This window comes from Streptococcus sp. HMSC065H07 (genome assembly GCF_001837325.1).
Lineage (GTDB): Bacteria > Bacillota > Bacilli > Lactobacillales > Streptococcaceae > Streptococcus > Streptococcus salivarius_H.
Genome location: NZ_KV832019.1, coordinates 1 through 11,568 on the forward strand (window position 1 = coordinate 1; position 11,568 = coordinate 11,568).

Below are 11,568 nucleotides of genomic sequence, written 5' to 3' on the forward strand. Positions count from 1 at the left end.
ATTCTAACGAATTACCGATTTCTGTCCCACTCTCAAGAAATAGAATTCCTAGGAAATCATTGAATTATCAATCACCCTACCAAGTTTTTCTGAGTTACTTGAAAAGTCTAACTTAATTGTTATCATTTAATTTATCTAACAGAGCCTCTGCTACTTTTTCAGGGATTCCAAGAGCTTGAATGTCTTCGGCACTGGCTTTTTGGATAGCTGTCATAGACTTGAAGTGTTTGAGAAGTTTTTGTTTGCGCTTAGGTCCTAACCCCTCCACGCCATCAAGTTTAGAACTGAAACTATTCTTACTACGGACTTGACGATGGAAGGTGATGGCAAAGCGGTGTACTTCATCCTGAATACGGTGAAGGAGGAAAAATTCCTCGGATTGACGTGGCAAATCAATGACTCGCAAAGGATCTCCAAAAAGCAATTCATTGGTTTGGTGCTTGTCATTTTTCTGAAGACCTGCAACTGGGATAGATAGATTGAGTTCCTTGCGAAGCACATCCTTGGCTACATTGACCTGACCTTGACCACCATCCATGATAATGAGGTCTGGTGGCGTTAGACCATCACGTTTGACACGACTATAGCGACGACGAATGACCTCACGCATACTGGCATAATCGTCAGGGCCTTCAACAGTCTTAATCTTGTATTTGCGGTACTCTTTTTTATTAGGTTTACCATTTTCAAAGACAACCATGGCAGAGACAGGGCTAGTTCCCATGATATTAGAGTTATCGAAAGACTCGATACGGACCGGTGTCGGAATCCCCATGAGTTTGCCTAGATTTTCAATAGCTCCTTGGGTCTTAGCCAAGTCTTTTTCGAGGAGATCAAATTTTTGGGTCAAACTGACGCGGGCATTTTTCGTCGCCAGATTAACCAACTGCTTCTTCTCTCCACGTTGAGGTTTAAAGACCTTGACCTCATCTCCAACTAGAGCCTCAACAGACTCTTGATCAATGTCTCCTGGAATGAAAATCTCCTTAGGCTTGAGATGACGACTATCCAGATAAAACTGACCCATATAGGTTAGGAAATCTTCCTCAGCATCATTATAATAAGGGAACATATTGACATCACGCTGAATGAGTTTCCCTTGGCGAACAAAGAAAACCTGAACACACATCCACCCCTTATCCACGTAGTAACCGAAGATATCACGGTCCTGCATGTCTTGACGGATAACCCTTTGCTTGGTCCTAAGCGTCGAAACCGCCTCAATCAAATCGCGATACTCCGCAGCACGCTCAAACTCCATCTGGTCAGACATATCCTTCATCTTGGCCTTAAGCTGATTAACGATTTTATCATCATGACCGTTTAGGAAATTCTTGACATCTTCAACCAAACCTTGCCAATAGTCCTCAGTGGTGTGACAGATGGTGTGGGCATTACATTGGCCAATATGGTAATAGAAACAGACCTTATTGGCCGGATTTTTACATTTCTTAAAGGGGAAAATACGGTCCAAAAGCTTCTTGATTTCATTGGCCGCACCAGAGTCTGGGTAAGGACCAAAATAGAGACCGCCATCCTTCTTAACCTGGCGGGTAATCAAGAGCCTTGGATAGAGCTCCTTAGTAATCTTGATAAATGGATAAGACTTGTCATCCTTGAGGCGGATGTTGAATTTAGGCATATTCTCTTGGATAAGATTAATTTCCAAAAGCAGGGCCTCAATATTGGACTCGGTTACGATAAATTCAAAGTCTGCAATCTCAGATACCAAAAGCTCCGTCTTAGTATCATGACTTCCACGAAAATAGCTACGCACACGATTTTTTAGATTTTTAGCCTTACCGACATAAATAATATTGCCGAATTTGTCCTTGTGGAGATAGCACCCCGGGTTGCTTGGGAGCAGTTCCAACTTATGTTTAATCAGATCATTCATGTTTTCATTGTAGCAAAAAAAGAGCTAAAAAGCTCTTAATAGTCATAGGTAAATACAATTTGAAAAGAGGTCTATTTGCTCAAAATCGTCAAAATTTCTTGGTAGTTTTTGACTTGATAGGTTGGAACAGCTGGAGTCTCATTAACCAAACCTTTTGGATTAAACCAAATGCTGTCAATTCCTGCATTATTACCACCTTGGATATCAGCAGTTAGACTATCACCAATCATGAGGGCCGAATCGGGATGAAAGTCATTTACCTGATCCGAAATTTTTTCAAAAAAGTCAGTAGACGGTTTGTGGGCACCCACTTCATCTGAAATGAAAATATCGTCGAAGAATGGCAAGATGCTTGAGGCTTGCAGACGACCACGTTGGATGTAGCTAACACCATTAGTTGCTGCATAAATATTGTGGCCGCGGTCTTTAACATTCGATAAGAAAGCATGGGCCTGAGGCAACTCCTGCCCCTGTTGGCTCAAGAAATGCTGGTAACGGCCAGCTAAGTGACTGCCATCAACCTCCTGTCCAAAATGCTCAAAAAGACGTGAAAAGCGCGTGCGAAGCAACTCAGGCTTAGTGATTAAACCATGATTAAAATCCTCCCACATGGAACGGTTCATGGGGATATAGTGATCCTTGTAAACTTTAAGATCTCGTGAAGCCACCCCAGCCTCTTCAAGCAAGTAGTTTAAAGCCAAATCTTCAGCACGGTCAAAATCTAGGAGGGTATGGTCAAGATCGAAAAGTAAATGGGTATAGGTCATGGCGTATCCTTTCTGATACTTGAATCTTTAGGCTCTATTTTACCACAATCTAGCTATATATGAATAAATCATAACCACCCGTCTAACGGGTGGTTTGATCAAGGGCTATAAGCCCATAATACCAGCCATCGCCTAAAGACGCTGGCTTTCACTTTGTTCAAGCCTTATTTATTGCTTTTGACTCGTCACAAGCCTCTCAAAGAGGCATTCGCATTACTTACCGTTATCCCTAAAGGGATTTTCATATTCTTTAACGCTTAATTTGTCCAATGCGATATCATGCTTCTCTTGTTCCTGGATATATTTCTTAATTGTGGCTTCATTAAGTCCTACCGTACTTACATAATAACCTTCTGCCCAAAAATGTTTGTTCCCAAATTTATATTTTAAATTGGCGTGTTTATCAAACATCATCAATGCACTTTTACCTTTTAAATATCCCATAAAACTAGCTACACTCATTCGTGGTGGAATACTTACTAGCATATGAACATAATCTGGCATTAAGTGGCCTTCTATTATTTCAACACCTTTATATTGGCATAGTCTATGAAAAATCTCTCCCAGACTACTCCTATATTGATTATAGATTATTTTTCGTCTATACTTAGGTGTAAATACAATGTGGTACTTACACATTCATTTTGTATGTGATAAACTGTGAGCTTTTTGCGCCATAGTCTTAACTCCTTCCGTTTTACAATTGGCTTGAACACCTATATTGTAACTCGTTTGGAGTTTTTTTGTTATGATGGTATAACCTTCGATGCGCACCCGCATAGCGGGTGGTTTATTTGTTTCGCACCTTCGGAGCGAAACGGACTTAAAGTCACATAATAAAAAAAGACGACCCGCAGGTCGTCCTCTCTGATTTATGAAAAATAAGTATTGCTTACTTAATAGACCAACATTATATCCATTAAAGCTTAAAGAAACCTTAAAATAGGATATTTTTCAAAAAATACAATTTTACTTAAAACCCTAATATCACTAATTCATGGTATACTGAAAATACAAGATTAATCAGACGAGGCGTTCTATGAAAAATTTAAAATTTCAATCCGTTTTTGACATCATCGGCCCTGTCATGGTAGGACCTTCCTCAAGCCATACTGCAGGAGCTGTTCGTATCGGAAAAATTGTCTCTGCCATTTTTAGTGAAACACCGACTGAGGTGGAATTTCAACTTTTTAATTCCTTTGCCAAGACCTATCGAGGTCACGGGACTGATGTAGCTCTAGTAGCTGGTATTTTAGGCATGGAGACTGACGACCCTGACATTCCGCACGCACTGGACATTGCATACGAAAAAGGCATCAAGGTCTATTGGAAAATCAACAAAGATAGTAATGCACCGCATCCCAACACCACTCGTATTACACTAAAAAATGCTACAAAAACTATCTCTGCCACTGGTGTTTCCATCGGTGGGGGGAATATCCAAGTGACTGAGCTCAATGGTTTTGCGGTCAACCTCAAAATGAATACACCTACACTTATCATTGTTCACCAAGATGTTCCAGGAATGATTGCTCTTGTGACTGATATTTTATCTCGTTATGGTATCAATATCGCTCAGATGACTGTCACTCGAGAAAATGCTGGTGAGAAGGCTATTATGATTATCGAAATTGACTCTCACCAGTGTGATGAGGCCGTCAATGAAATCGCTAGAATTCCTCATCTACATAATGTCAACTTTTTCAGCTAAGAGGGGGATTGCATGTTTTACACTATTGAAGAATTAGTTCAACAAGCTGACCGAGATTACCAAGGTAATATCGCAGAGCTCATGATTGCCACAGAAACAGAGCTAACTGGACGGGAACGTCCTGAAATCCTATCTCTTATGACTCGAAATCTTGAAGTGATGAAAGATTCTGTTCAGGCTGGTTTGTCACCAGAGAAATCACCGACAGGCTTAACTGGGGGGGACGCTGCCAAACTGGATGCCTACATCAAAAGAGGAAAGACTTTGGCTGACTCTGTTGTCTTAGGGGCTGCTCGCAATGCCATGGCAGTCAATGAATCTAACGCCAAGATGGGCTTGGTTTGTGCCACACCAACTGCTGGATCAGCTGGTTGTCTACCTGCTGTTCTTACAACTGCTATCGAAAAACTGGGCTTAACCGAATCACAACAATTGGATTTTCTCTTTACTGCTGGTGCATTTGGCTTAGTCATCGCAAATAATGCCTCGATATCTGGTGCCGAGGGAGGCTGCCAAGCTGAAGTCGGTTCCGCCTCTGCTATGGCTGCTGCCGCTATTACAATGGCTGCTGGTGGAACACCTTTCCAAGCCAGCCAGGCCATCTGCTTTGTGCTTAAGAATATGTTGGGACTCATTTGCGACCCTGTAGCCGGATTGGTTGAGGTCCCATGTGTCAAACGTAATGCTATGGGGGCAAGCTTTGCCCTAGTATCTGCTGACATGGCCTTGGCAGGCATCACATCAGCCATTCCAGTCGACCAGGTCGTTGATGCTATGTATCAGGTTGGTTCAGCTATGCCAACTGCCTTCCGTGAAACTGCTGAAGGTGGCTTAGCAGCAACCCCAAAAGGAAAAGCACTCGCAAAAGAAATTTTTGGATAATTTTTAGTAGAAACAAAAAAACTTAGAAGCACTCATACTTCTAAGTTTTTTCTTCTTATATAGCCTTTTCAACGTTTTGATCTTAGTTGAATAACCATTTTGTCAAAAAGTGCCATGTTTCTTTGGCAATACTTGCAAGGAAGGTTGATAGACTAAATTTGTTAAATGTTTTTAGGAGATTGTCAACTATTGGAGCAATAGTCTTAGGTGTTTCCACTGGAGTCTTACTTTCTTCTTCCTTACCAGTATTATCCTGAGATGGATTTGGTACTGTACTTGTATTGTCATGGCTATTATTTTGTCCAGTTGGTTCAGGCTCTGGAGCAACCTCAGGTTGATGCTCAGGTTCATCTGGTTTATTTTCCGGACTTGGTTCTGGACTAGGTTGTGGTTGAGGATCAGGTTTGATCGGTTCGTCAGTGGTGTCACTGCTTGTGTTTGTCATTTTTTCAGTAACGAAGAAGTTTTTGAATTCTACTGCTCCATCCCAAAGACCGACACCTACATGGGCTTGATTGAAGTAATTATCCACGGCATCAAATTGATGATGGAGCACTTCCTTACCATCGACATAGACTGTCATGGTGTCCTTGCCCTTTTCAACCTTGACGTGGTGGTACTGACCATCATTGATTGCATTATCCAGATGAGCTTCAGCGATGGTTTCACCACCAAAACGGAAGAGACGTACAGTATCGTTGTCAGCAAATTGGACAGAGTAGGCACGGCCTGGTTCTTCACGTTCCGCAGCAACAAAAAGGTTGACCAAACCATGTTTGTATTTGACGTCGATATCATAGTCAAATTGCTTGAAGCCATTACTTTCATAAGCCATGAAGAAGTCATTGGCACTGACATTGCTATCGTAGAGGGTATCGTCATCAATATACCACTTACCAGTGACAGCTTTCAAGCCTTTAAGGTTGGTCGCAAAATTGTTGAGCGTGATGGCAATATTAAAGGTCTTGGTCAATGAAGGATTTTCAACTGAGGTTGCTGTGACAGTGAGATGACCTTTATGAAGGGCTTTGAGAGAAAGTTTATTGTCATGTTCAGTATATGTCACCAAACTTGGATCACTTACTGTCCAAGTCACATCTTGCTCTTCAGAAGCCGGTGCGAGGTAAACCTGCAAGTCCTTGCTTTGACCAACTTCGAGGGTCAAATCACCTGCAACTGTGGTGTTCATGGCAACAGCCTTAGTGACTTCCTTCTTGTCAGTCCAAGTACTCTTAATTGGATAAATAGCAATGTTTGCTTTAGCTGGACCACCTTCAACCAAGACACTTGCTCCAACGGCTCTTGGACTTGGGAAAATCTGGTTAGCACCTGCCACTGTATTACTCTTAGCAAAGACTTCCACACTCGCACGGTCCACATAAAGATGTAAATCAATAGAACCATCATCATTGCGAGTCACTTGTTGGCTATTCACCTTAGCAAAGGCATCTGAAAGGATTGTACCAGATTGGCTACGGTCAATAGACAAAGTTTCCTTGGTTAAATCGTAAACGACCTTAGTAGCTTGACCATCGCCAACGCGAAGGTTAAATCCAACCGCTGTCGTGTCCTTTCCTGGTACAAAGTGAGAAACCACTTCATAAGTGTCACCTGTGAAATCTTTAAGCAGTTCATTGTCAGAAGCTACTCTGACATTTTCAAAATACTGGGCATTATCTGTGTCACGAAGGCTTTCATAGGCCTTAACAGGTGTTTGTGTTAAGAGGTAACGGTCGCCTGATTTAACCAAACCAAGGTCAAGGTTAAGGTTAAAGGTACCATTAAATTTTTGACCAACGGTATCTGCAACCAGATTGCAATAATCTTCCCAAGTGTTCATCCAGTTGATTTCAGTCAATTGCGGGATGTTTGGATGGTCAGCTGTCCCAAAATCATGAACATAGTAAGTCATGGCAGCATAGGAATCCTTACCAAAATTCATGATTTCGTCATGGTCTTGGTAAACTTCATCAGCTACAAAGGCCCACTTACCATCCACTTGTTTAAAGTCTCCAACCTTGTAAGAACGACCACCACGTGAGAGGACCCACTTGAGTGCCCCATCATTGGCCACAATTGGATAGAGGTCAGGACATTCCGTATGCAAATCCTTATAGGTTGTTTCAACCTGCCAGTTCTTCAAATCTGGTGAGGAATAAATGCGGAGTGGACCACCAGCAAGTACCATAAACCATTGGTTATCCCAGCGAAAGACCTTAGGGTCACGGAAATCTTGGTTTTGAAGAGGATCTTGAGACCAGTCAGCAACCACCTTGTCATATTTTTGCCAAGTTCTACCCTCGTCCTCACTATAGGCGATTTCAATCCGTTGCCCATTACCATTTGAAGTGATAATAGCTACCAGGCCACCTTCCGGAGATTTGAAGAGGCCTGAACTATTGGTACCATCAACCACGACAGAGCCTGAGAACATGTGACCTGTTGCATCTGGATAGAAGGCTATCGGCTCCTCATCCCAATGAAGCAAGTCTCGGCTAGTCGCATGGGCCCAGTGCATTGGACCCCATTTGGTGTCATCGTAAAATTGATAGAAGAGATGATAACGTCCCTTGTAGAAGACCAAGCCATTAGGGTCATTAGCCCAGCCATCCTTGACAGAATAATGATACTGATCACGATAAAGCTCGTTGTAATACACATCATCACTTTGTCTACGGTGGATATTAACACGATAAGTTAAGGTCACAGGACGACCAAGCGAATCGGTCACACTACTTTCAACAATAAAGTAATTGGCACCTACAGCCACTGGCAATTGTGAAATATCTGTGTAGACATTTCCCTTGGCATCTTCTACCTTGATAACAGCATTTGGATTATGCTTAGTGATGTCAAAGCCTACTGCCTCAGCATTGTGTCCCACATATTGGATATGGAGTGGTTCTTCAGAGAAGAATTGGGCTTGTTTTTCAACAGAACCTGTCTTTGAGGTCACCACAAGATTGTCAATCAAAGGAAGACTGGCATCATCAAGATTAACATAGCGGGTGTTTTTGAAAATGACATTGGCATTCCAATTAAGAAGTCCAAAGTAACCTTCTGGAAGGACTTGAGGTTGGCCCTTGTCACTTTTTTGAAGAACAGCGTCACCTGTACTTGCGACAAGCACATCATTGACATAGTAAGATAGCCACTGATTAGCCGCAACTACTCTAAGATTGTAGGTTTCATCGGCAGTTGGTGTTACATCTTTTTCATCTACAAGTTGAATATCATGATTATTGACCCAACGCCAAAACTTAACCTTATGGTTACCAGAGTCTACGTTGACCCCGTACATATTTTTATCGCTACTATCATTGTTACCACGGAAAATGAGGGCAGCGGCACCACCAGCTTCCTTGAAGGTCACATCCGTTGAATAGATAAAATTCTTGCCCTCGGATTGAGAATAAAGGAAAGAGTCTCCCTTGTCTTTGGCTTCTGAATGAATACCGTCAGCCTGCATTTCCCAGTGACCATTTTGGTCTGCGGTCATCCCTTCAAGATTGGTAACCGCTTCATTATTAGGCAAATCCGTTTTTTCCTCTGTCACATGAACAGGACTGGTGCTATTCGTTACAACTGGAGATTGCTCTTGACTGGTCTGATTCAAATCGGCTTCTTGCGTTTGATTAGGCACTTTTTCAGCCTCACTAGCCTGTATTTGTACTTCTTTTGACTGGTCAGGGCTAGGCTGAGTGGGATTCTCTTGAGCTGTTTTAGCAGATTCGGAAACAAGGGACTGGCTAGGCTCTACCACTTGGGGGACTTCCTTGGTCGTGCTAGGAGCAAGCTCCGCTTGAGGAGCAACTTGATGGTCAGTTTGAGTTACCACTTCTTGAGGTACTTGGCTCACAGTTGCCTGTTCCACTTGGTCCGCATAGACAGGACCAGCCAGGGCCAAACCTGCAAAGCTTACCAAGGCACAGCCATAGACCCAAGTTTTCCCACTTTTACGCATAAACCAATTTTTACAAACAGTATCATTCATGACTCTTCTCCTTCTTTAGAGTAACATTAAATGTTAACTCATTTTTCATGAAAATTCAAAGTGAATACATTCGCCTTTATTAATAAGCCTATCAAAGTTTCCGGAAATATCTCTAGGATTTACATTAAAACGGTAAACGCTTACTTTTAATATCATTATATCACTATAATCTGAAAATACCATCTTTTTCTGTAATATTTTTCATATAAATGAAAAACTTCCGAATTTGCCATTCGAAAGTCCGTTCCTTATGCTTAATCTGAGCCTGTTAGCAGGCTATTTCCAATAATACCAATGGTTACAATAGCAATCCCAAGGAATCCCAAAAGGCTAGGTAGACTATCTCCGAGGAAGAGGCAACCACCCAAGAGGGTAAAGAGAACTTCACCAGCCTGAGTAGCCTCAACTACTGCCAGTTGCTTATGGTTATGCTTAACTAGATTAGTGGCCTCGAAGAAAAGCAAGGTTGCGACAACCCCAGAAAAGACAGCCACAATTAAAGACTGTAAAATCTGTCCGCCTGATGGAAGACCAGCATCTGCACCAGCAAAAGCTGACAAAAGCAACCAAAAAGGTGTACTCATCAAGGTCATTCCAAACACGCGCTGCGTCGTTGAAAGCTGATCCTGCTTACAGTGGACCATCATCTTACGATTGCCCAAAGGATAGGCAAAAGCGGCCAGTAAAATCAAGAGACTAGCACGGACCACACCGCTACCAAGACCACTACCGAAGTAAGGAATCTGGATGAGAATGATCCCTAAAAGGATAACCAATGTCATAAGCAGTTGCTTACCAGGTACCCTCTGCCCAAAGAGTGGGGTCAAGAGCAGACCAGCCAGAATGGTAATCTGCCAAGTGGCTGCCACAAACCAGGACTCACCATAAATGGAGGCTAGAGACAGTGGCCCATAGAAAAGCCCAAAACCAACCGTACTCCAAATCAACCAAGTCAGGGGTGCTTTCTTAATGGCAGACAGAACACCTGCCAGCTCACCCTTACGCCAGACCAAAACAGTCAGCATGGGCAAGCTAAACAAATAGCGTAGACTAGCACTCCACATCCAGGACCCACCCGAAAGATTCATACTACGATTAAAGATAAAAGTAAAAGCAAAAAAGAGGGCACCCAGAATACCATACCAAAGCGCCCTCGCAAATTGAGATTGTTTCATATTTGTAAACTCCTGTAATTATTCTATTGTATATTATTTGCAGCAATAAAAAAAGGAGGTCATCAAAATGACTTCCTTGGTTTCGTTTCAATTTTTACTTATGGACCAAGTAAACAACCTGTATTTTAATCACCTTTTAGCTGTACTTGTGTATGTGCTAGCAGGTCTCCTAGATGTCTCCTATCTTTCCTAAAAAACGTCATTGCCAGTAACAAAACTGCGATTAGAGTCGCTGAAAACGAGAGGATAATGGATAACACATCAAAATCACTATAGAAGCCATGAATCGTGCCCATATGACCGAGTTGCCAAGGTAAAAATTTGATGACGTTTCTGATCAAGCTAGCCTGCACTGTTTTTTTCTGGTAGACCAGTTCAAGCCCTGCTTTTCCCTTCCCCAAGCTCCCATTTTTTGCATAATCCAAGAATGTGAAAAGGAGCGTGATTGGCAAAACAGAGGTGAAAAATACAAGCCACTGCGACTGAATTTCTGTAAACTCTGGGACGCCATTAAAAAAAATAATGTATATAAGCATAGAACCTAAAAACAGAAGACCTAAATAAGCTATAATAAAAAGATAATCGAATAGAAATTCAATCATTCTTTTTTTAAACGAAATAGGATTTGTTGCTAAGATCTTCATCGCCCTCTCCTCCTTTATCATCTCCCATTATAACATTTTTTAATATTCTAAATAATATTTGAGAGGAAAATTTGTAGGCTATTGAGCTCGCAAATTGAGATTGTTTCATAATTGTAAACTCCTGTAGGTTTTATTATACACTACTTCTATTATGGCTTTTGGACTTTATTTAGATTTTACGTTATAGTAGTATTAAAAATCTAAATCATAAGGGTAATGTATGTCTCAGGATATTAAAGTAGAAATTGGAAAAAGAATTCGTGAAGAACGTGAACGACAAGGGTTAACACGTGAGCAAGTTTGTTATGCTGAAGATGAATTAACTGTCAAACAGCTGATGAGGATTGAGCTCGGACGTTCATTGCCAACTATTGTAAAACTTCAATATATCAGTGATAAACTAAATGTTTCCCTGAATTATTTGTTGGGAGAAACTAATTTAGACATTCCTGAAGACTATTATCAGGCTAAATATAAACTCATGAAGTCTCCTGTCTA

General features: G+C 41.6%; 10 protein-coding genes. 3 read left to right on the forward strand and 7 right to left on the reverse strand.

Annotation, left to right across the window (positions count from 1 at the left end; translation table 11 throughout):
- Nucleotides 1-112 precede the first annotated feature (112 nt).
- The 3 genes from uvrC to tnpA form a co-directional block, all read right to left on the reverse strand.
- On the reverse strand, nt 113-1,897 hold the full coding sequence (gene uvrC / locus HMPREF2637_RS02150) for an excinuclease ABC subunit UvrC (RefSeq protein WP_070838932.1): 1,785 nt from the start codon (nt 1,895-1,897) through the stop codon (nt 113-115).
- Nucleotides 1,898-1,968: 71 nt separating this feature from the next.
- The gene (locus HMPREF2637_RS02155) at nt 1,969-2,664 is read right to left on the reverse strand and encodes a YjjG family noncanonical pyrimidine nucleotidase (RefSeq protein ID WP_070838933.1); all 696 of its coding nucleotides are present in this window, start codon (nt 2,662-2,664) and stop codon (nt 1,969-1,971) included.
- 213 nt (nt 2,665-2,877) lie between these two features.
- Nucleotides 2,878-3,303 carry an IS200/IS605 family transposase gene (gene tnpA, locus HMPREF2637_RS02160; RefSeq protein ID WP_070838934.1) on the reverse strand — a complete coding sequence of 142 codons (426 nt, stop codon included), beginning with the start codon at nt 3,301-3,303 and terminating at the stop codon, nt 2,878-2,880.
- 400 nt (nt 3,304-3,703) lie between these two features.
- Here tnpA and sdaAB point away from each other — a divergent pair, with 400 nt between their 5' ends.
- Together sdaAB and sdaAA are read left to right on the forward strand one after the other, a co-directional pair.
- Entirely contained in the window at nt 3,704-4,375 is a 672-nt protein-coding gene (gene sdaAB / locus HMPREF2637_RS02165; RefSeq protein ID WP_070838935.1) for an L-serine ammonia-lyase, iron-sulfur-dependent subunit beta, read from the forward strand.
- A 12-nt stretch (nt 4,376-4,387) separates the two neighbouring features.
- Nucleotides 4,388-5,257, forward strand: a complete 870-nt coding sequence (gene sdaAA, locus HMPREF2637_RS02170; protein WP_070838936.1) for an L-serine ammonia-lyase, iron-sulfur-dependent, subunit alpha — start codon at nt 4,388-4,390, stop codon at nt 5,255-5,257.
- Between the two features lie 82 nt (nt 5,258-5,339).
- On the opposite strand, the gene HMPREF2637_RS02175 is transcribed toward sdaAA, so the two are convergent.
- From HMPREF2637_RS02175 to HMPREF2637_RS11240, 4 genes are all read right to left on the reverse strand, one after another.
- A complete protein-coding gene (locus HMPREF2637_RS02175) occupies nt 5,340-9,251 on the reverse strand; it encodes a GH32 C-terminal domain-containing protein (protein ID WP_070838937.1) in 3,912 nt (1,303 codons plus the stop codon).
- A gap of 254 nt (nt 9,252-9,505) precedes the next feature.
- The gene (locus HMPREF2637_RS02180; RefSeq protein WP_070838938.1) at nt 9,506-10,426 is read right to left on the reverse strand and encodes a DMT family transporter; all 921 of its coding nucleotides are present in this window, start codon (nt 10,424-10,426) and stop codon (nt 9,506-9,508) included.
- Between the two features lie 125 nt (nt 10,427-10,551).
- On the reverse strand, nt 10,552-11,070 hold the full coding sequence (locus HMPREF2637_RS02185) for an RDD family protein (RefSeq protein WP_141760007.1): 519 nt from the start codon (nt 11,068-11,070) through the stop codon (nt 10,552-10,554).
- The gene (locus HMPREF2637_RS11240; RefSeq protein ID WP_176745608.1) at nt 11,036-11,179 is read right to left on the reverse strand and encodes a hypothetical protein; all 144 of its coding nucleotides are present in this window, start codon (nt 11,177-11,179) and stop codon (nt 11,036-11,038) included. Before HMPREF2637_RS11240 ends, HMPREF2637_RS02185 begins: the two co-directional genes overlap by 35 nt.
- 111 nt (nt 11,180-11,290) lie before the next feature.
- On the opposite strand from HMPREF2637_RS11240, the gene HMPREF2637_RS11445 reads away from it, so the two are divergent.
- A partial coding sequence (locus HMPREF2637_RS11445; protein ID WP_256315683.1) for a helix-turn-helix domain-containing protein occupies nt 11,291-11,568 on the forward strand: 278 nt, incomplete at its 3' end.